Genomic DNA, 19,137 nt, shown 5'->3' with positions numbered 1-19,137 from the left:
TGTGCTCCCCGGGACAACGGGTGTGCTCCCCGGGCCAAGACCGCAGGTCGTCGGGCGGCCAGTCTCGTGGGCGACGCCATCCCACCACGAGGCGAGGAGCATCCATGACCGCGACGCACGAGGCCCCGGCGACCACCGTGACGGAGAAGGTGGTCAAGGCCGCCTGTCCGCAGGACTGCCCGGACACCTGCGCGATGCTGGTGACCGTCGACGGCGAGGGGAAGGCCACCTCGGTCGTCGGCGACCCGGACCACCCGTACACCAACGGCGGTCTGTGCGTGAAGGTCAACAACTACCTGGACCGGGTCTACGACCCGGGCCGCGTGCTGTTCCCGATGCGCCGGACCGGACCGAAGGGCAGCGGCCGCTTCGAGCGGATCAGCTGGGACGACGCCGTCACCGAGATCGCGACCCGGTTCCGGGCGATCGCCGACGAGCACGGCCCCGAGGCCATCATGCCGGTGAGCTACCTGGGCACCCAGGGCATCCTCAACGGCCTGAACGTCGGCGACCCGTTCTTCGCCAAGCTGGGCGCCACCGTCGCCGAGCGCACCTACTGCGACTCCGGCTCCTGCACCGCCTACGCCATGACCATCGGCGACACCGCCGGCGTGGACCCGGAGAGCCTCGTGCACTCCAAGTTCATCCTGGTGTGGGCGTGCAACATCATGAGCACCAACCTGCACCTGTGGCCCTACATCGCGAAGGCGAAGAAGAACGGGGCGAAGGTCGTCGTCGTCGACCCGGTCCGCACCCGCACCGCGGCCGCCGCCGACCAGCACATCGCGATCCGCCCCGGCACCGACGGCGCTCTCGCCCTGGCCATGGCGAACGTGATCATCGCCGAGGGACTGACCGACGACGACTACATCGCGAACCACACCGTCGGCTACGACGAGTTCGCCGAGCGCGTGTCCCGCTACACCCCCGAGTGGGCCGAGTCCGAGACCGGCGTGCCCGCCGAGACCATCCGCACGCTGGCCCGCGAGTACGCCGGCGCCCAGCCGTCGGTGATCCGGATCGGCGTCGCCGTCGAGCGGCACGCGGGCGGCGGCCAGACCGTGCGCGCGCTGTCCTGCCTGCCCGGCCTCGTCGGCGCCTGGCGCAAGCCCGGCGGTGGGATCCTGCAGCTGCCGCTGTGGGCGTTCCCGGTCAACTGGGGCGCCTTCATGCACCCGGAGATGCTGACCCCGGGCACCCGCGTCATCAACCAGTACCGGCTCGGTGCCGCGCTGTCCGGTGACCTGCCGGCCGGGCCGCCGATCAAGGGCCTGTTCGTCTACAACTCCAACCCGGTCGTCACCACCCCCGACCAGGACCGGTTGATCGCGGGTCTGCAGCGCGAGGACCTGTTCACGGTCGTGTCGGAGCAGTTCATGACCGACACCGCGGAGTACGCCGACATCGTCCTGCCGGCCACGACGCAGCTCGAGCAGGACGACATCATGTTCTCCTGGGGCCACCTCTACGTGACCTACAACCACCAGTCGATCGAGCCGCTCGGCGAGGCCGTCCCGAACACCGAGATGTTCCGCCGGATCGCGGCCGCGATGGGCTTCGACGACCCGGTCTTCCGCCGCACCGACGCCGAGATGATCGCCGAGGCGTTCGACTGGTCCCACCCGCACATGGAGGGGATCACCGTCGAGTCGCTGAAGGAGCAGGGCTGGCAGCGGCTCAACGTCCCCGCCCCGGACGCCTACGCCCCGCACGCGGAGGGCGGTTTCCCGACGCCGTCGGGCAAGGTCGAGTTCGTCTCCTCCGCCGCGGCGGGCGGGAACTTCGTCGTCCCGCTGTTCCGGCAGGGCTCCAACGACCACCAGCCCGGCGAGCCGGTCGACCCGCTGCCGCACTACATCCCGCCGCGCGAGTCCGCCGCGGCGGACCCGGAGCTGGCGGCGCGCTACCCGCTGAACCTGCTCACGCCCAAGTCGCACGCGTTCGTGAACTCCAGCTTCGGCAGCCACGAGTTCCACCGCCGCGTCGCGAACGAGCACACCCTGATCGTGCACCCGGACGACGCCGCCGCCCGCGGCATCACCGACGGGTCCCCGGTGCGGGTGTTCAACGACCGCGGTGAGTTCACCGTCCTCGCCTCGCTGCAGGACACCGTGTCCCCCGGCGTGGTCGTCAGCCCGATGGGCGGCTGGCGGAAGAACTCCAAGGCGGGTTCCACCCTGGCCGCCGTCAACCCGACGGTGTTCGGCGACCTGGGCAACGCGCCCACGTTCTCCGACACCCTCGTCGAGGTCGAGACCGCCTGAGCCACGCGGCCCGGCCGGAGCCCCCCTCTCCGGCCGGGCCGCCCACCCACCTGCCACCACCGTCCACATCGGAGGAAAGACCCCGTGGCCTACGTCGTCACCGAAGCCTGCATCGACGTGCAGGACCGTGCCTGCATGGAGGAGTGCCCGGTCGACTGCATCTACCCGGGGGAGCGGATGATGTACATCCATCCCGACGAGTGCGTCGACTGCGGCAAGTGCATGCCCGCCTGCCCCAGCGAGGCCATCCACTGGGAGCACAAGATGCCCGCCGAACAGCTCGACTTCGTCGAGGCGAACGCGCTGTTCGTGCGCGAGCAGGGCTTCTCCGGCGGAGGCGAGGACGCCGACCCCGCCGACGGCGACCACCCGATCGTCGCTGCGCGGAAGCCCCGGTGAGCGGCGAGCTCAGCGCGGACCTGGTCGTCGTCGGTGCCGGACCGACCGGGCTCTACGCCACCTACTACGCCGGCTTCCGCGGGCTGTCGGTGGTCGTGGTCGACGCCCTGGACCAGCTCGGCGGGCAGATGTCGGTGCTCTACCCGGAGAAGCCGGTGTTCGACGTCGCCGGCTTTCCCCGGGTCCGCGCCCAGGACCTGGTCGACTCCCTGATCGAGCAGGCGGCCCTGGCCGAACCGACCTACCTGCTCGGGCACGACGCCGTCGGGCTGGAGCAGTTCGACGACGGCGTCGCGGTCACCACCGACCGCGGCGTGCGGATCCGGGCGGGCGCGTTGCTGGTCACCGGCGGGATGGGCCGGTTCACCCCGCGCCCGCTGCCCGCGGGCGGCGACTACGTCGGACGCGGGCTGCGCTACGCCGTGCCGCGCCCGGCCGAGCTGACCGGCAGGGACGTGCTGATCGTCGGTGGCGGGGACTCCGCGGTGGACTGGGCGCTGTGCCTGGAGCCGCTGGCCGCGTCGGTCACCCTGGTGCACCGGCGCGACGCCTTCCGCGCGCACGAGCGCAGTGTCACCGAGCTGCGTGCCTCCTCGGTGCGGATCCTGACCCCCTACGAGGTCGCCGACGTCCGCGGCGACGACCGGGTGGCCGAGGTCGACGTCGCCGGCCCGGACGGCGTCGAGACGCTGGAGGTCGACGAGCTCGTGGCCGCGCTCGGCTTCAAGGCCGACCTGGCCGCGCTGTCGAGCTGGGGGATCGGGATGAGCCGGCGCCACGTCGCCGTCGACCGGTCCATGCGCACGACGCTGCCGCGGGTGTTCGCGGCCGGGGACATCACCGACTTCGAGGGCAAGGTCCGGCTCATCTCGGTCGGGTTCGGCGAGGCCGCGCTGGCGGTCAACAACCTCGTCCCGCTGGTGCGACCGGACCTGCCGGTCGTGCCCGGCCACTCGAGCGACGCGGCATGAGCGCCCCGGCCGCGGGGCCCGGCGGCGGGTGGTCGCCGGGCACGGTCGGGCGGGCGATGATCGGCTGCCCGAAGACCTGCGGGCGCACCACCACGGTGCACCAGGCACGCGAGGCCCTGCGCGACGGACACGTGCACGCGCTGCTCGTCGTCGACCGGGGGGTGCTGCTCACCGTCGTCGAGCGGGCCGACCTGGAGGGGCGCCCCGCCGCCGCGCCGGTGCGCTGGCTCGGTGGGCTCTCCGGCCGGACCGTCGCCCCGGCCGCCGACGCCGAGTCCGTACGGGGCGCGATGGCCGCGGCCGGCCGGCGGCGCCTGGCCGTCGTCGACGACCGGGGCCGGCTGCTGGGCCTGCTCTGTCTCAAGCGCTCCGGGGCCGGGTTCTGCACGGAGGAAGGGGTCCGGGCACGCGCCGCGGAACGCGTTCCTCACATCGGAGCTACACGATCGTGACGTGCGCGTGCGATGCTCGGGTATGGCTTTGGTCACGCTCGACACCACCACCGTGGCCGAGACCGACCGGTTGGACTTCTGGCGCTCGACGGTCTGCGACCAGTTCGTGCCCCTCGACGTCAGGCCCTCCACCGGCGGCCTGGTCTCCGGACGAGTGACGGCGGCGTCCGTCGCGGGTACTCACCTGCGGCGGATAGCCTCGGTTCCGCACCGCTTCGACAGGACTGTACGGCAAGTTCGTTCCGCAGACGAGGACTTCCTCCAGATCGCGCTCGCCCGCCGTGGACGCACCCTGGTCGTCCAGGACGGGCGGGAGGCGGTGATCGGCCCCGGCGAGTTCGTGATCTACGACAGCAGCCGGCCGTTCACCTTCGTCACCTCGGACTGCTTCGAGTACCAGGTCTGCCTGCACCCGAAGGGCGCCCTGCCGCTGTCGGCCGCCGAGACCGCCGCCGTCACCGCGATCACCTTCGACGGCCGTCGCGGCATCGGCGCGATGCTCCCGCCGCTGCTGTCGTCGCTGAACCGCGCGATCGGCGACGACGTGCCCGAGGCCGCCCAGGAGGCCGTCGCCCGCACCATCGGGGACGTGTTCGTCGCGCTGGTGCGCAGCACCGTACCGGCGGCCGCCCCGGAGAACCTGCACGTCACCCGGGCCCGCGGGTTCATCCGCGAGCACATCGCCGACCGGGACCTCGACCCCGCCGGGGTGGCGGCCGCCTGTGCGATCTCGGTCAGCTACCTGCACAAGCTGTTCGCCGAGGAGGGGACCACGGTGGCCGGGGCGATCCGGGAGGAACGGCTCCAGGGCGCCTGGGCCGACCTGCGCCGCCCCGAGCTCGCGCACGTCGGGGTCGGCGCGATCGGCGCCCGATGGGGCATGCCGGACCCGGCGGCGTTCAGCCGGGCCTTCCGGACCCGGTTCGGGCGGTCCCCGAAGGCGCACCGCGAGTCCTGAGGGCCGGCCGGGCGGGGAGGCCCGCCCGGCCGCTCCGCTCAGATCCGCTGTTCGCCGAGGAACCCGGTGACCAGCTTCGTCAGGTCCTCGGGCCGCTCCAGGTGCATGCAGTGGCTGGACCCCGGCCCGGTCACCAGCTCGAAGCGGGCGCCCGGGATGCGCTCGGCCACCGCACGGGACTGCCATGGCGGGGTCAGCAGGTCCTGCTCGCCCACCGCGACCAGCGTCGGTGCCGTGATCGCGTCCAGCCGGTCGAGGGTGTCGTGGCCGAGGTCGGCGTCCCACTGCTCGACGGTCACCTGCATCTGTGCCTCGTCCTGCGGGAACGCCGGCAGCAGCGCCTCCAGCAGCGCGCCCACGTTCGGGTCGTCGAGTGCCTGCGGGGAGAACGCGAGCCCCGACGCGGTCAGCGCGGACTCCATGTCGCGGTGCACGTAGGGCAGGCGCAGCGCGCTCAGCACCGCGCGCTGGAAGCCGTCGGTGCGGCCCCAGGTGCCGTAGAGGACCTGCGAGGCGACCTGCCCGGGGCGGGCCAGCGCGATCTCCTGCGCGACGGCCGAGCCCAGCGACCAGCCGAGCAGGTGCGCGCGCGGGATCTCCAGGGCGTCGAGCAGCGCGGAGGTGTCGGCGGCCATCGACCCGACCGTGATCGGCCCGGACCCGCGGTCGCTGCCGCCCAGCCCCCGGTTGTCGAAGGTGATGACCCGGTGGGTCTGGGCCAGCCGGTGCGCGAGCTCGCCCCAGAGCGGGATCGCGCCGGACGTCCCCATGATCATGAGCAGCGGGTCGCCGTCGCCTGCGGTCTCGTAGTGCAGCTCGACGCCGGTGGACACGGTGATGCGGGGCACGGTGGGTCTCCTCGGGGGTGTGCGGTCGGGGTCGGCGGTGCTCGGCGGTGCTCGGCGGTGCTCAGCGGTACTGGAGGCCGTCGTCGAGGTCGGCCTTCGGCAGCTCGACCCGGTCGACGTCGTGCTCGTGCATGTGGGTCCACGGTTCGCGGTCGCCCTGGCCGAACATCCGGTGCGCGGACCGCCCGATGTAGCCGGGGTTGAAGTTCTCCTCCGAGACCCACGGCAGGCGCGGCATGTCGGCGTCCTGCGGTGCGACGGTGGGGACGACGACCTGGTGGCCGCGCTCGTCCATGCGCGCGAGGATGCGGCCGATCAGGTCGTTGACCAGGTCGATCCGCAGCGTCCAGCTGTGCCGGAAGTAGCCGAAGGCGTAGGCCATGTTCGGGATGCCCTCGATCATCAGCCCGCGCCAGGTGACGTGGCGGGTGAAGTCGACCGGCTCGCCGTCGACGGTGAAGGGGATGTCGCCGAACACGGCCAGGTCGAACCCGGTCGCGGTGACGACGACGTCGGCCTCGATGACCTCCCCGGAGTCCAGCTCGACGCCCTTCTCGGTGAACCGGGCGATGGTGTCGGTGACGACCGACGCCTTCCCCTCGCGCATCGCGGCGAAGAAGTCGCCGTCGGGTACGAACGCGATGCGCTGCTGCCAGGGGCGGTAGCGGGGGACGAAGTGCTTCTCGATGTCGGTGCCCTCGGGGAGCAGTGGCCGGATCGACTCGATCAGGAACTCGTGCAGCGCGTCCGGGTCGTCGCGGCCGGTGGTGGCCAGCCAGTCGAGCTGCTGGACGTAGGTGCGGCGCAGGATCTCGTGGGTCCACTCGGCGGGCAGGTCGAGGGGCTCCAGCATCGTCGCGAGGTCGTGCACGGTCGGCGCGGGGAACCAGTACGACGGCGAGCGCTGCAGCATCGTCACGTGCTCGGCGGTCGCCGCCGTCGCCGGGACGACCGTCGCCGCGGTGGCGCCGGACCCGATGACCAGCACCTTCTTGCCCGTGACGTCGAGGTCCGACGGCCAGGACTGCGGGTGCACGACGGTCCCCGCGTACTGCTCGAGGCCGGGCCACTGCGGGGTGTAGGGCTCGTCGTGGTTGTAGTAGCCCTGGCACATCCACAGGAACGACGCGGTCATCGACAGGGTCTCGCCGGTGTCGGTGCGCGTCACCTCCGCGGTCCACCGGTTCTCCGCCGACGACCAGCTCAGCGCGGTGACGCGGTGGTGGTACCGGATGTGCCCGGCCAGGTCGTCCTCATCGATGACCTCGTCGAGGTAGGCCAGGATCTCTGCGCCCGCGGCGATCGACGGCCCCGTCCACGGCTTGTGCCGGTAGCCGTAGGTGAACAGGTCGCTGTCGGAGCGGGCCCCGGGGAAGCGGTGGGTCCACCAGGTCCCACCGGGGGCGTCCTGGGCCTCCAGCAGCACGAAGCTCCGGTCCGGGAACTCCTCGCGGAGCCGGTGGGCGGCGCCGATGCCGGACACCCCGGCCCCGACGATCAGGACGTCGACGTGCTCGCTGGTCGTGGCGGCCATGGGTCCTCCGGGTGCAGGTGTGACGGCGGTCTCTCGACGCTAGGGCGGCCGGCCCGGTCCCCGGGTGTCCGAACTTCGGACACCGGGGGGTGTTGACCGGTGCCGCATCATGTGATGACGAGCACAGAGAGGTGCGTCGATGGGGGATCTGCTCGCACGCCGTCGCGAGCTCGTGTCCGCTCGGGCCGAGCTGCTCGACCGGCCCGACGCCGCACCGCCCGGCGTGCCCGGTCACGTCGTCGCGTCCTGGCGGCGCAGCATCGCGGGTGGGGTGGACCCCGCGACGATCGCGAACCGCTTCCACCCCGACCTCGACACCGGTTCCCGGCTGGTCCGGTGCGCGCGCCCGGTCATGGAGCAGCTGGCCGAGCAGGTCGCCGGGATCGGGGTGTGCGTCGCGCTCACCGACGACCGTGCCCGGCTGCTGGTGCGCCTCGACACCGACGCGGTGATCGCGCGGTCCGCGGACGTCAACGCGTTCGCCGCGGGCTTCGGCTACGCCGAGGGCGCGGTCGGGACCAACGGGGTCGGGACCGTGCTGGAGTCCGGCCGGCCGGTGCACATCGTCGGCGCCGAGCACTTCGTCGAGCAGCTGCACGACTACGCGTGCGCCGGCGCCCCCGTGCGCGACCCGTCGACCGGGCGGGTCGAGGCGGTGCTGGACCTGTCCTGCCGCGCGGAGCACTCCTCGCCGCTGCTGCTGTCGCTGGTGCGCTCCGCGGCCGCCCGCATCTCCGACGCCCTGCTGCACGACCGCGACCCCGCCCAGCAGGCCCTGTTCGACGCCTACGCCCGCACCGAGTCCCGCACCCGGCGGGCGGTGCTCGCCGTCGGGCGCCGCACGGTGCTGGCGAACACCGCGATGCAGACGTTGCTCGACGCGGACGACCACGCCGCGCTCACCGACCACGCCCGGTTCCTGCTGCTGCGCGGCCCCGGCGTCGACGACCGGGTGGAGCTGCCGTCGGGGACGCGGGCGCGGCTGCGCGGCGCGGTCGTACCGGCGGGCGGGTCGGTCGCCGGCCTGGTGGCGGTGGTGACGCTGCTGCGCGAGCCCGACGGCGGCGACCCCACCGGACCGGTCCCGGTGACCCCCCGGTCCGCCGCCGACGGGCTGAGCCCGGCCTGGCGGACGGCGCAGGCCGCCGTCGTCGCGGCGCTGGGGGCGGGGGCACCGCTGCTGGTCACCGGCGAGCCCGGCGCCGGGCGGGCGCGGCTGGTCACCGACTCCTGGCCCGGCCCGGTCGTCGAGGTCGGGCCGGACGACGACGGCGCCGACCTCGACGACCGCGTCGGGCGGGCCGGGGAGCGGGTGCTGGTGCTGCTGCGCGACCTCGACCGGCGCGACGCCGGTGTGCCGCCCGCCGTCGCGCGCGGGGACCTGCCGATCGCCGGTACCCGCGCGGACGCCGCCGTCCCCGACTCCGTCCGCGACGCCGTACTGGCCCGGTTCCGGGTGTCGGTGCCGGTCCCGCCGCTGCGCGGCCGCCCCGGAGACCTCCCCGGTCTGGTCGCCGCGCTGCTCGCCGAGCTCGCGCCCGGCCGCGACGTGCGGCTGTCCGCCGGGGCGCTGCGGACGGTGAGCAGGCACCCGTGGCCGGGGAACGTGACCGAGCTGCGCGACGCGCTGACCGCGGCCCTGGGGCGGCGTCCGGTCGGTGTGATCGAGGCGACCGACCTGCCCGAGTCCTGCCAGAGCGCGCCGTCCGCGACGCTGCGGGCGGTGGACCGGGCCGAGCGGGACGCGATCGTCGCCGCGCTGCGGGACACCGACGGGAACCGGGCCGCGGCGGCCGCGGTGCTGGGCGTGGCCCGGTCGACGCTCTACCGGAAGATCGCGCAGTACCGGATCACGGACTGACCCCCGCACCGGTCACCGGGTCAGGAACGCCGCCAGCTCGCGCGCCACCTCCTCCGGCCGCTCCTCGGGGAGGTAGTGGTCGGCGTCCAGGGCCGTCCCACGCCCGTCCGTGGCGTAGCCGGCCCACACCGCGGGCACGTCGTAGGACCGCCCGACGAAGGAGTGCGCGCCCCACAGGGCCAACAGCGGTGCGGTGACCCGGCGGCCCGCGTCGGCCTCGTCGTCGACGCGGTCGATCCCGGCGGCGGCCCGGTAGTCGGCGCACGACGCGGCGATCGCGGCCGGGTCGGCGAAGCAGCGGACGTACTCGGCGACGGCACGCTCGTCGAACGGGGTGCCGCCGTGGTGGCGCGACCGCATCCGGGCGGTGACCCAGAACTCCGGGTCGCCCGCGATGAGGCGCTCCGGGATCCCGGCCGGGGCGGTCAGGAAGAACCAGTGCCAGTAGCCGAGCCCGAAGGTGGCGTCGGCGGTGTCGAACGCGTGCCGGGTCGGGACGATGTCGAGCACCGCCAGCGCCGACACCGCGTCCGGCGCGTCCAGGGCCAGCCGGTGCGCGACCCGTCCGCCGCGGTCGTGCCCGGCGACGGCGAACCGGTCGAACCCGAGCACCCGCATGACGGCGAGCTGGTCGGCGGCATGGCGCGCTTGGCGTAGGCGGCGTCGTCAGGGCCCGGGGCGGGTTTGGCGCTGTCGCCGTAGCCGCGCAGATCGGTCGCGACGACGGTGAACCGGTCGGCGAGCAGCGGGGCGACCCGGTGCCAGATCGCGTGGGTCTGCGGGTAGCCGTGCAGGAGCAGCAGCGGAGGTCCGGCACCGCCGACGACGGTGTGCACCGCGGTCCCCGCGGCGTCGACCGTGCGGGCGGTGAACGGGGCGGGCAGCAGGGTTCGTGGGCTCATCGCGCCGGACCCCCGCGGACTGGGGTAGGACGGATCCCGTGCCGACCGACCCCGTGCGACCCGACGCCGCGCTGCCGGACACCGTCCTGCTCTGGGACGCCGACGAGGTCGCCGACCCGCCCCAGGAGCCCTGCTGCCTGGCCGGGACCGCGCCGGGCGACCGGGCCGTGGTCTACCGGACCGGGCCGGGCGGCGGCGTGACGGCGCTGTTCGCGTTCACCGGTCCCGCCGAGCCGCACCCCGGCGGACGGCACGCGGCGGGCGTCGTCGTGCCGGTCGGACGGCCGGTACCGCGGGCCGAGCTGCTGGCCGACCCGGTGCTCGCGCCGGTGTTCCGGCACCTGCGCGGCCGTCGCAGGCTGCCGCCCGACGCGGCCCGTCGCCTGGTCGCACTCCTCGCAGGCTGAGCCGCGCCGCCCGGTCGCCGGGGCGCGCAGGCCGGGGCCGGACGGGCTCATCCCCGCACGACCGCGGCGATCGCCGCGCCCAGCTCGGCGGTCGTCGCGGTGCCGCCCAGGTCCGGGGTGACGGTCGCGCCGCCCCGCCCGACGACGTCCTCGACCGCGGCCAGCACGGCCGCCGCGGCCTCGTGCTCGCCGAGGTGCTCCAGCATCATCGACCCGCACCAGATTTGGCCGACAGGGTTCGCGACGCCCTTCCCGGCGATGTCCGGTGCCGACCCGTGCACGGGTTCGAACAGGCTCGGGAACTCCCGCTCCGGGTTGATGTTCGCGCTCGGCGCGATGCCGATCGTGCCGGTGCAGGCCGGGCCGAGGTCGGACAGGATGTCGCCGAACAGGTTGCTGGCCACGACGACGTCGAAGCGTTCCGGGCTCATCACGAACCGCGCCGCGAGGATGTCGATGTGGGCGGAGTCGACATCGACGTCGGGGTACTGCGCCGCCATCGCGGCCACCCGCTCGTCCCAGTACGGCATGGTGATCGCGATGCCGTTGGACTTGGTCGCCGAGGTGAGGTGCCGGTTCGGGTGGCGGCGCGCGAGCTCGAAGGCGTAGCGCAGGATCCGGTCGACCCCGATACGGGTCATCACGGTCTCCTGGATCACCACCTCCCGGTCGGTGCCGGAGAACATCCGCCCGCCCACCGAGGAGTACTCGCCCTCGGTGTTCTCCCGGACGATCAGCATGTCGATGTCGCCGGGTGCGCGGCCGGCCAGCGGCGCGGCGACGCCCGGCAGCAGCCGGGCCGGGCGCAGGTTGACGTACTGGTCGAAGCGGCGCCGGAACTGCAGCAGGCTGCCCCACAGCGACACGTGGTCGGGCACCACCTCCGGCCACCCGACGGCACCGAAGAACAGCGCGTCGAAACCGGACAGCTGCTCGAACCAGTCCTCGGGCAGCATCGTGCCGTGCTCGAGCCAGTGGTCGGCGCTCGCGAAGCCGAACTCGGTGAACTCCAGCCCGATCCCGAACCGCTCCGCGGCCGCGGTCAGCACCCGGACGCCCTCCGGGACGACCTCCTTGCCGATCCCGTCCCCGGGGATGACGGCGATGCGGTGCGCGGTCATGTCATGTCCTCCTCGACTCGGTTGCTTCTATCCTGATCGGCGAACCGGATGCGGTGAACCGTCGTCCTGGCCGGACAGTCTTTCCGCAGGGGAAAGGAGCAGGTGTGGAGCTGCCCGAGTTCGACGACCTGAGCTTCTTCGCCGGGGTCGCCGCCGCAGGCACACTGACGGAGGTGGCGCGCCAGTGGGGTGTGTCGGTGTCGGCGGTCAGCAAGCGGCTCGCCCGCCTGGAACGACGTCTGGGCGTCCGCCTGGTCAACCGGTCCACCCGCCGTCTCACCCTGACCGACGAGGGCCGCCGCTATGCCGAGGGCGCCCGCGACGTGCTGGGCCGGATCGACGACCTGGAGGACGAGATCGGCCGTCGTCGCTCGGGACTGCACGGACGGATCGCGGTGCACTCGTCGATGGGGTTCGGCCGGGCGCACGTCGCGCCGCTGCTCGGCACCTTCGAGGCGGCCAACCCGGACCTGCGCATCGATCTGGAGCTGTCGCACCTGCCGGTCGCGGTCGGCGGCTCCGGCTACGACTTCGCGGTGCGCGTCGGACCGCTGCCCGACTCGCGGCTGCACGCCCGGGTGTTGCACCGCAACCGGCGCGTGGTGTGCGCGGCGCCGTCGTACCTGGGCCGCCGCGGCGTCCCGCGCACCCCCGCCGACCTGGGCGGACACGACTGCATCGTGATCCGGGAGAACGACACCGTCTATGCCCATTGGCGCTTCGGGACCGACGCCGACGCCGTCGGGGTCCGCGTGACGGGCGCGATGACCTGCAACGACGGCGAGGTCGCGACGGCGTGGTGCCGGGCCGGGCGTGGGCTGGTGATGCGCTCGCTGTGGCAGGTCGCGCCGCTTCTCGTGTCGGGGGAGCTGGTGCAGGTGCTGGCGGACATCCCGACGCCGTCGGCGGACCTGCTGGCCGTGCACGGGGCGGACCCGCCCCGGCGGGTCCGCGCAGTGCTCGACCACCTCGTCGACGGGCTGGCGCGGCGGCTGCCGGTCAGGCCGGCTCCCGCTCCCGCTCCTGCCTCCGCGTCCACGGCCACGTGATCACCGCCCACCCCACCGCCACCAGCACGAACTCGACCACCAGGTAGACCGGCCACGGCCCCAGCAGGTCCAGCGCGGAGGCGTTGGTCGGCTTGTGGGCGAGGAAGCCGTAGTTGGTTCCCGCGGCCAGGTTGAACGGCAGCACCACCGCCGCCCAGGCGATCGTCGCCGCCAGCGTCACGCCCATCCCGCGCCAGCTCGGCCGCACCCCGGCACCCCAGGTCAGGTACACCGCCGCCCAGGTCACCAGCAGGTGCAGCGCCCAGAAGTGCAGGAACGCCACGTGCGGGAAGTCGGGGGAGTCGGTGGCCGGGGTGAGCAGCGCCTGCGGGGTCAGCGTGAGACCCCAGTAGTACAGCGGGGCGCACGCCCACCAGCGACGCGTCCACAGGGCGACGGCGGCGGTGACCCAGGACAGGTCCGACAGCTGCAGCGGCAGCGAGATGTGGACGTCGAAGGTCTGCGGGGTCAGCAGCCGCAGCTGCAGCGGGACCAGCAGCACGACGACCACCACGGCGAACGCCCGGGAGACGCGCAGCTCGGCCGGGGTGCCGCGCAGTCGGCGTCCGAGCACCACCAGCGCGACGCCGCCGAGGACGCCGACGGTCAGCGCGGCCCAGTGGGTCGCGCTGTAGGGCACGAAGACGCCGGTATCTCCCATCGCCCGATGATGACCGACTCCGCCCGATCGTGGCGGACCGGGGATCAGGCGTCGGCGGTCCCGGCGGCGTCGTCCTTTTTCCTCCGCTTCGGGATCAGGTGCGCCACGGCGACGATCACCGCGCCGACCACGACCCCGAGGATCGCCGAGCCGACGGTGTTGGTGAGCCAGCCCAGGAACCCGCCCAGCACGCCGGTCGCGTCGGCGACGGCCACCTCCAGGTGGTGCACCAGGTCGTAGATCGGGGAGAAGCCCAGCTCGTCCGTCCCGACGAGCAGGATGTGCCCACCGACCCACAGCATCGCCGCGACGCCGACGACCGAGAGCGTCGTCAGCACGATCGGCATGGCCTTCACCAGCCCGCGCCCGAACGACGCGACGGGGCCGGACCCGCGTTCGGCCAGTGCCAGGCCCACGTCGTCCATCTTCACGATGAGCGCGACGGCGCCGTAGACGAGCGCGGTGATCGCGACGGCGACCACGGCCAGGATGATCGCCCGGGCCACGATGCCCTCGGACGCCACCTCGTTCAGCGCGATGACCATGATCTCGGCCGAGAGGATGAAGTCGGTGCGCACGGCGCCGGAGACGACCCGGCGCTCGTTCTCCGCCGGGTCCGCGGCGACCTTCTCGTCGCGCTCCTCGGGGTGCTCGGAGTGCCCGGAGAAGTACTCCCAGAGCTTCTCCGCGCCCTCGTAGGCCAGGTAGCAGCCGCCGACCATCAGGATCGGGGTCAGCAGCCACGGCGCGAACTGGGAGAGGATCAGCGCGACCGGCAGGATGAAGACGATCTTGTTGCGCAGCGAGCCCTTGGCGATCCGCCAGATGATCGACAGCTCGCGCTCGGGCTTGAGGCCCTGGACGTAGCGGGGGGGGGTGACGGCGGCGTCGTCGACGACCACGCCGGCGGCCTTGGCCCCGGCCCGCCCGGCCGCGCCCGCGATGTCGTCCAGCGACGCCGTCGTGAGGCGGGCCAGGGCCGCGATGTCGTCGAGCAGGGCGAAGAGTCCGCTCATCGGGTCACCGTCCGTTGCAGGGCCGAATCCGTGCGCACGCGCGGAGCCTACGGCCCGGAGCGGACGAACGGGACCGAACCCGCACCGATGTCGGGCTTGACCGTGCCGCGGCGGCACGGTGTCCACTCGGGCGCATGGACAAGGACGCGATCGCCCCCACCACCGACCCGGCCGTCGACCCGGCCGACCCGGTCGCCGCCTTCTCCGGGCTGCGCGAGGTGGCCGCGGTCGTCGAGATCCCGCTGGAGGTGCCCGGACGGCCCACCCAGCAGGGGCTGCTCGTGACCCGGGACGCCGAGGTCCGGGCGCTGCTGACCGACGACCGCTTCCGGCTCGACGCGGCCGCGGTGCCGCAGGCCGAGAACTTCCTGCGCAACGCCCAGACCGGGATCATCGGGCTGCCCGAGGACCTGGAGCTGCTGCGTCGCCCGATGCTGTCCCGGGACGGCGAGGACCACGCGCGGCTGCGCCGGCTCGTCTCCCGGGCGTTCACCGTGCGCCGGGTCGCCGGGCTGCGTCCGCGGGTCGAGGCGATCGTGTCCGGTCTGCTCGACGACATCGCCGCCGCCGGCGCCGACGGCAGCCCGGTCGACCTGGTGGAGGCGCTGGCCTACCCGGTGCCGATCACCGTGATCTGCGAGCTCGTCGGGGTGCCCGAGGACGACCGCGACCGCTGGCGGGAGTTCGCCCGGCTGCTGATCCAGCCCGACCCCGGACGGATGCCGGACGTCACGCGGGGGATGGTCGCCCACGTCCGCGCGCTGATCGAGGCCCGTCGCCGTGAGCCCGCCGACGACCTGCTGTCCGCGCTCGTGACCGTGCACGACGACGACGGCGACCGGCTCTCGGAGCAGGAGCTGCTCGACATGACGGTGAACCTCACCGTCGCCGGGTTCGAGACGACCGCGCACGTCCTGGCCAAGGGCACGCTCGCGCTGCTCAGCCGGCCGGACCGGCTCGACGCCCTGCGCGCCGACCCGCAGCTGTGGCCGACGGCGGTGCACGAGCTGGTCCGCACCTGCGGACCGGTCCCGGCCGGCGCGCCCCGGTACGCGGTCGAGGACACCGAGATCGCCGGTACCCCGGTCCCGGCGGGGACGGCGGTGCTGCCCGGTCTGCTCTCCGCCAACTTCGATCCCCGCGTCGTCGACCGGCCCGACGAGCTCGACGTCCGCCGCCGCCCCGCCCGCGGGGAGGGGCACCTCGGGTTCGGGCACGGCGCGCACTACTGCCTGGGCGCCGCGCTGGCCCGGCAGGAGGTCGAGGTCGTGCTGTCGGCGCTGGTCACGCGCTTCCCGGGCCTGCGGCTCGCCGAGCCGGCGGACGGCCCGTCGCGGCTGGGCTTCGAGCGGCTGCCCGCTCTGCCCGTCCACGTGGACCGCCCGCCGGCGGAGCGGAGCCCCTCAGCGCGCGGCGCGGGTCTCGTAGAGCCGGCGTGACCACAGCAGGCTCCCGACGGTGATCACCAGGCACCAGCCGACGGCGAGTGCGGCGTCGGTGCCGAGCCCGGCGCCGCTGCCCGGGCCGGCGCCGAGCAGCCCGCGCAGGGTGTCGATGACCGGGGTGAACGGCTGGTACGCCGCGAACCACCGGAGCGCGGTCGGCATCGACTCCACCGGCACGAACCCGCTGCCCAGGAACGGCAGCAGCATCAGGAACATCGGGGTGTTGCTCGCCGTCTCCACGCTGTCCGCGGCCAACCCGAGCGCGACGGTCAGCCAGGTCAGCGCGACGGTGAGCAGCGCCAGCATCCCGGCGACGCCGAGCCAGGCCAGCGGTCCGGCGTCGCTGCGGAACCCCAGCGCCAACGCCACGCCGAGCACGACGACCAGGCCCAGCACGGTCTGCACGAACGCCCCGGCGACGTGCCCGGTGAGCACGCTGGAGCGGGCGATCGCCATCGTCCGGAAGCGGGCGACGACGCCCTCGGCCATATCGGTGGCGACCCCGATGGCGGTGCCCATCGCGACGCTCGCGACGGTCAGCAGCAGCACGGCCGGGGTGACGTAGGCCAGGTAGTCGTCACGGTCCCCGCCCAGCCCGGCGCCCATCGTGCCGCCCAGGACGTAGACGAACAGCAGCAGGAACACCAGCGGCTGGGCGATCAGCATGATCGTCAGCGAGGGGTAGCGGCGCAGGTGCCGGATGCGGCGGCGCAGCATCGTCGTCGAGTCGGCGAACAGCCGGGGGCGGTCGGCCGGGGCGAGGGTCGCGGTGCTCATGCCGCCACCTCCGCAGTGCCCGGGTGCCCGGTGAGGGCGAGGAAGACGTCGTCGAGGTCGGGGGTGTGGGTGGTCAGCCCCTCGGGGTCGACGCCGGCGTGGTCGAGCCGGTCGAGCAGCGCCCGCAGGTCGCGCGGACCGGTGGCGGGCAGCTGCAGCGTCAGCACCGCCGGGTCGGCGACGGCGTCGGGCAGCGCGGCGTGCGCGGCGGCCAGGGCGTCCTCGTCGGCGAGGTGCAGCAGCACGTGCCCGCCGGGCACCCGGGCCTTGAGCTGCGCGGGCGTGCCGCGGGCGACCAGGCGCCCGCCGTCGAGGACGGCGACGGAGTCGGCGAGCTGGTCGGCCTCCTCCAGGTACTGGGTGGTCAGCAGCACGGTGACGCCGCGGCCGACGAGCTCGCGCACCGCGGCCCACAGGTCGCGGCGGCTGCGGGGGTCCAGCCCGGTGGTCGGCTCGTCGAGGAACAGCACGTCCGGGTCCGCGACCAGGGTCATGGCCAGGTCGAGGCGGCGCCGCATCCCGCCGGAGTAGGTGCCGGCGCGGCGGTCGGCGGCGTCGGCGAGGTCGAAGCGCTCCAGCAGCTCCCGGGCGCGGGCGCGGACGGTGGCGCGGGGCAGGTGGTGCAGGTCGGCCATCAGGCGCAGGTTCTCCGCGCCGGTGAGCAGGCCGTCGACGGCGGAGAACTGGCCGGTCACCCCGATCGCGGCCCGGACGCCGTCGGGATCGGACGCCGGGTCCCTCCCGGCGATCCGGATCCGACCGGAGTCCGGCCGCAGCAGGGTGGACAGGATGCGGACCAGCGTCGTCTTGCCGGCGCCGTTCGGGCCGAGCAGGGCGAGCACGGTCCCGGCGGGGACGTCGAGGTCGATGCCGCGGAGCACGGCGTGGTCGCCGTAGGACTTGTGCAGGGCGGCGACGGCGATCGCGGGCGGGGGTGTGGGCACGGGTGGTTCCTCTCGTGGACGGGATCGCGGACGGTGGGTGTCAGGCGCGGCGGACGACGATGTCGCCCTCGCGGGAGCGGGCGTGGACGGTGACGGTGTCGCCGCCGTCCGGGGCCTCGCGCGGGTCCAGGTCGTTGCCGATCCGGCCGGTGGTGTCGAGGTCGAGCCAGGCGGCGCTGCCCTCGGCGACACCGACCTCCAGGCGGCCGTGCGTGCTGGTCAGCGACAGCTCACCGCGGTGCACCCGGCCGAGGCGGACGTCGCCGTAGGCGGTCCGGACGCGGGCGCCCGCGCCGAGCTCGTCGACGTCGATCGGGCCGTGGGTGCTGGTCACCTCGACGTCGCCGGTCAGCTCGTCGGCGCGGACGACGCCGTGCTTGCTGCTCAGCGTCGCGCTGCCGCCGACGCGGTGGATCTGCATGCCGCCGTGGTCGGAGCGGACCGTCGCGTCACCGGTGACGGTGCCACCGATCCGGACGTGGCCGTAGGCGGTGCTCAGGTCGGCGGAGGCCGCGTCGTCGATGCGGACGTCGCCGTAGCGGGTCGTCGCGGTGCACTCGCCGAGGGCGCCTTCGGCGACGACCGAGCCGTAGCCGGTGCTCGCGGTCAGGGCGGAGCCTGCCGGGAGTGCGATCTCGACCTCGACGGTGCGGCCGGGGGTGCCCGGGGTGAACCGCTGCAGCAGCCCGAGCCGCGGGCCGGTGACACGCAGCTCGCGGCCGGTCAGCTCGACCCGGACCTGGTCCGCGTGGGCGCGGTCGGCCGCGGAGCTGTGGACCTCGACGACGGTGTCGGCGCGGTCCGAGGCGGTCACGCGCAGGTCACCGATCGCGAGGTCGACGATCGCGGTGACGGGCTCGGGGGTGTCGTAGCTGGGCATGGGGCATCGCCTCCTCGGCGTCGCGGTGACGCCGTGGGTCAGGTGTGGGTCAGGTGTGGGTCGGTCGGGTGTGGGAGAAGGGGATCGGTCGCGGCTCAGCCGAACCAGCCGACGCGGCCACGGCGGGCGGCGTCGGGACGGTCGGACGTCGCGGCCGGGCGGTCCAGCGCGGCGGCGGCCACGCGGGTCAGCCAGGTGTTCACACTGAGGCCGTCCCGCCCGGCCGCCTCCTCGATCCGGGTCTTGAGCGTCTCCGGCGGCCGGAAGTTGATCCGGGCGACCGGCCCGGACTCGCCGTCGGTGACCGCCGGCGCCGATGGCGCCACGGGTGGCGCCTCCGTCGCTGCCGGGGGCGTGGCAGGTGCCCCGGTGACGACGAACTCGGGATCGCTGCCGCGCAGCCGCACGTGCACCGACGCCGGAGCGAGCTCGAGGGTGATCTCGTCGGCCGCCTCGGCCAGCGCCTCCAGCAGGATCAGGCGGGTCGTCGAGTGCAGGGGGGCGAGCAGTCGCTCCGCGACCGCCCGGGTCTCCTCGCCCGCTGCCTCGCCCAGGGCGGAGAACTCGGTGCGCAGGCGGTCGACATATCCGTCCAACTCCATGGCGCAACTATGGCGCATGATGGCGCCATCGTCAACCGTGTGGCGC

Annotated in this window: 19 protein-coding genes and 1 pseudogene; 9 read left to right on the top strand and 11 right to left on the bottom strand. The window is 74.1% G+C overall.

Annotation, left to right across the window (positions count from 1 at the left end):
• Positions 1-104: 104 nt before the first annotated feature.
• From KPL59_RS14625 to KPL59_RS14605, 5 genes are all read left to right on the top strand, one after another.
• The gene (locus tag KPL59_RS14625; RefSeq protein ID WP_226361121.1) at positions 105-2,264 is read left to right on the top strand and encodes a molybdopterin-dependent oxidoreductase; all 2,160 of its coding nucleotides are present in this window, start codon (positions 105-107) and stop codon (positions 2,262-2,264) included.
• Positions 2,265-2,348: 84 nt separating this feature from the next.
• The gene (gene fdxA, locus KPL59_RS14620; protein WP_060713408.1) at positions 2,349-2,663 is read left to right on the top strand and encodes a ferredoxin; all 315 of its coding nucleotides are present in this window, start codon (positions 2,349-2,351) and stop codon (positions 2,661-2,663) included.
• The gene (locus KPL59_RS14615; protein WP_226361120.1) at positions 2,660-3,634 is read left to right on the top strand and encodes an NAD(P)/FAD-dependent oxidoreductase; all 975 of its coding nucleotides are present in this window, start codon (positions 2,660-2,662) and stop codon (positions 3,632-3,634) included. The genes fdxA and KPL59_RS14615 overlap by 4 nt, the downstream gene beginning before the upstream one ends.
• Positions 3,631-4,086 (top strand): CBS domain-containing protein, encoded by a 456-nt coding sequence (locus KPL59_RS14610; RefSeq protein WP_226350781.1) that lies wholly within the window; start codon positions 3,631-3,633, stop codon positions 4,084-4,086. Before KPL59_RS14615 ends, KPL59_RS14610 begins: the two co-directional genes overlap by 4 nt.
• 22 nt (positions 4,087-4,108) lie before the next feature.
• Positions 4,109-5,044 (top strand): helix-turn-helix domain-containing protein, encoded by a 936-nt coding sequence (locus KPL59_RS14605; protein WP_075308544.1) that lies wholly within the window; start codon positions 4,109-4,111, stop codon positions 5,042-5,044.
• Between the two features lie 38 nt (positions 5,045-5,082).
• Here KPL59_RS14605 and KPL59_RS14600 read toward each other — a convergent pair whose 3' ends face one another.
• Together KPL59_RS14600 and KPL59_RS14595 are read right to left on the bottom strand one after the other, a co-directional pair.
• Entirely contained in the window at positions 5,083-5,892 is an 810-nt protein-coding gene (locus KPL59_RS14600; protein ID WP_020622147.1) for an alpha/beta fold hydrolase, read from the bottom strand.
• A 61-nt stretch (positions 5,893-5,953) separates the two neighbouring features.
• Positions 5,954-7,426, bottom strand: coding sequence for an NAD(P)/FAD-dependent oxidoreductase (locus KPL59_RS14595; RefSeq protein ID WP_020622148.1), 1,473 nt, complete (start codon positions 7,424-7,426; stop codon positions 5,954-5,956).
• 139 nt (positions 7,427-7,565) lie between these two features.
• Between KPL59_RS14595 and KPL59_RS14590 the strand changes: the two genes are divergently transcribed.
• Positions 7,566-9,287 (top strand): sigma-54-dependent Fis family transcriptional regulator, encoded by a 1,722-nt coding sequence (locus tag KPL59_RS14590; RefSeq protein WP_226361119.1) that lies wholly within the window; start codon positions 7,566-7,568, stop codon positions 9,285-9,287.
• A 12-nt stretch (positions 9,288-9,299) separates the two neighbouring features.
• Here KPL59_RS14590 and KPL59_RS14585 read toward each other — a convergent pair whose 3' ends face one another.
• The gene (locus KPL59_RS14585) at positions 9,300-9,905 is read right to left on the bottom strand and encodes an alpha/beta fold hydrolase (RefSeq protein ID WP_255677091.1); all 606 of its coding nucleotides are present in this window, start codon (positions 9,903-9,905) and stop codon (positions 9,300-9,302) included.
• A 95-nt stretch (positions 9,906-10,000) separates the two neighbouring features.
• A pseudogene (locus tag KPL59_RS35720) lies at positions 10,001-10,189 on the bottom strand (alpha/beta fold hydrolase); the annotation flags it as partial.
• A gap of 38 nt (positions 10,190-10,227) precedes the next feature.
• Between KPL59_RS35720 and KPL59_RS14580 the strand changes: the two are divergent.
• On the top strand, positions 10,228-10,596 hold the full coding sequence (locus tag KPL59_RS14580) for a hypothetical protein (RefSeq protein ID WP_226361118.1): 369 nt from the start codon (positions 10,228-10,230) through the stop codon (positions 10,594-10,596).
• Positions 10,597-10,643: 47 nt separating this feature from the next.
• On the opposite strand, the gene KPL59_RS14575 is transcribed toward KPL59_RS14580, so the two are convergent.
• Positions 10,644-11,717, bottom strand: coding sequence for a tartrate dehydrogenase (locus KPL59_RS14575; RefSeq protein ID WP_226361117.1), 1,074 nt, complete (start codon positions 11,715-11,717; stop codon positions 10,644-10,646).
• A 104-nt stretch (positions 11,718-11,821) separates the two neighbouring features.
• Here KPL59_RS14575 and KPL59_RS14570 point away from each other — a divergent pair, with 104 nt between their 5' ends.
• A complete protein-coding gene (locus KPL59_RS14570; RefSeq protein WP_226361116.1) occupies positions 11,822-12,766 on the top strand; it encodes a LysR family transcriptional regulator in 945 nt (314 codons plus the stop codon).
• Here the strand turns inward: KPL59_RS14570 and KPL59_RS14565 are convergent.
• On the bottom strand, positions 12,717-13,427 hold the full coding sequence (locus tag KPL59_RS14565) for a TIGR02206 family membrane protein (RefSeq protein ID WP_226361115.1): 711 nt from the start codon (positions 13,425-13,427) through the stop codon (positions 12,717-12,719). The two genes, KPL59_RS14570 and KPL59_RS14565, sit on opposite strands and share 50 nt — an antisense overlap.
• A 44-nt stretch (positions 13,428-13,471) precedes the next feature.
• Positions 13,472-14,443: a DUF808 domain-containing protein gene (locus KPL59_RS14560; RefSeq protein WP_226361114.1), complete on the bottom strand. Its 972-nt coding sequence runs from the start codon at positions 14,441-14,443 to the stop codon at positions 13,472-13,474.
• Between the two features lie 134 nt (positions 14,444-14,577).
• Here KPL59_RS14560 and KPL59_RS14555 point away from each other — a divergent pair, with 134 nt between their 5' ends.
• Positions 14,578-15,882, top strand: a complete 1,305-nt coding sequence (locus KPL59_RS14555) for a cytochrome P450 (RefSeq protein WP_226361113.1) — start codon at positions 14,578-14,580, stop codon at positions 15,880-15,882.
• On the opposite strand, the gene KPL59_RS14550 is transcribed toward KPL59_RS14555, so the two are convergent.
• From KPL59_RS14550 to KPL59_RS14535, 4 genes are all read right to left on the bottom strand, one after another.
• Positions 15,847-16,665, bottom strand: a complete 819-nt coding sequence (locus tag KPL59_RS14550; protein ID WP_226361112.1) for an ABC transporter permease — start codon at positions 16,663-16,665, stop codon at positions 15,847-15,849. The genes KPL59_RS14555 and KPL59_RS14550 overlap by 36 nt on opposite strands.
• Positions 16,662-17,609, bottom strand: a complete 948-nt coding sequence (locus tag KPL59_RS14545; RefSeq protein WP_226361111.1) for an ABC transporter ATP-binding protein — start codon at positions 17,607-17,609, stop codon at positions 16,662-16,664. Before KPL59_RS14545 ends, KPL59_RS14550 begins: the two co-directional genes overlap by 4 nt.
• 40 nt (positions 17,610-17,649) lie before the next feature.
• On the bottom strand, positions 17,650-18,489 hold the full coding sequence (locus KPL59_RS14540; protein WP_226361110.1) for a DUF4097 family beta strand repeat-containing protein: 840 nt from the start codon (positions 18,487-18,489) through the stop codon (positions 17,650-17,652).
• Positions 18,490-18,584: 95 nt separating this feature from the next.
• Positions 18,585-19,091, bottom strand: coding sequence for a hypothetical protein (locus tag KPL59_RS14535; RefSeq protein ID WP_226353581.1), 507 nt, complete (start codon positions 19,089-19,091; stop codon positions 18,585-18,587).
• Positions 19,092-19,137 lie beyond the last annotated feature (46 nt).

The organism is Pseudonocardia sp. ICBG1142 (assembly GCF_020496255.1).
Lineage (GTDB): Bacteria > Actinomycetota > Actinomycetes > Mycobacteriales > Pseudonocardiaceae > Pseudonocardia.
This window is presented reverse-complemented; position numbering and strand designations above follow the sequence as displayed.

Coding starts and splice junctions, on each gene's coding strand:
- KPL59_RS14625 (WP_226361121.1), top strand. CDS start 105: ATGACCGCGACGCACGAGGCCCCGGCGACCACCGTGACGGAGAAGGTG.
- KPL59_RS14610 (WP_226350781.1), top strand. CDS start 3,631: ATGAGCGCCCCGGCCGCGGGGCCCGGCGGCGGGTGGTCGCCGGGCACG.
- KPL59_RS14605 (WP_075308544.1), top strand. CDS start 4,109: ATGGCTTTGGTCACGCTCGACACCACCACCGTGGCCGAGACCGACCGG.
- KPL59_RS14595 (WP_020622148.1), bottom strand. CDS start 7,426: ATGGCCGCCACGACCAGCGAGCACGTCGACGTCCTGATCGTCGGGGCC.
- KPL59_RS14590 (WP_226361119.1), top strand. CDS start 7,566: ATGGGGGATCTGCTCGCACGCCGTCGCGAGCTCGTGTCCGCTCGGGCC.
- KPL59_RS14585 (WP_255677091.1), bottom strand. CDS start 9,905: ATGCGGGTGCTCGGGTTCGACCGGTTCGCCGTCGCCGGGCACGACCGC.
- KPL59_RS14575 (WP_226361117.1), bottom strand. CDS start 11,717: ATGACCGCGCACCGCATCGCCGTCATCCCCGGGGACGGGATCGGCAAG.
- KPL59_RS14565 (WP_226361115.1), bottom strand. CDS start 13,427: ATGGGAGATACCGGCGTCTTCGTGCCCTACAGCGCGACCCACTGGGCC.
- KPL59_RS14560 (WP_226361114.1), bottom strand. CDS start 14,443: ATGAGCGGACTCTTCGCCCTGCTCGACGACATCGCGGCCCTGGCCCGC.
- KPL59_RS14555 (WP_226361113.1), top strand. CDS start 14,578: ATGGACAAGGACGCGATCGCCCCCACCACCGACCCGGCCGTCGACCCG.
- KPL59_RS14550 (WP_226361112.1), bottom strand. CDS start 16,665: ATGAGCACCGCGACCCTCGCCCCGGCCGACCGCCCCCGGCTGTTCGCC.
- KPL59_RS14540 (WP_226361110.1), bottom strand. CDS start 18,489: ATGCCCAGCTACGACACCCCCGAGCCCGTCACCGCGATCGTCGACCTC.
- KPL59_RS14535 (WP_226353581.1), bottom strand. CDS start 19,091: ATGGAGTTGGACGGATATGTCGACCGCCTGCGCACCGAGTTCTCCGCC.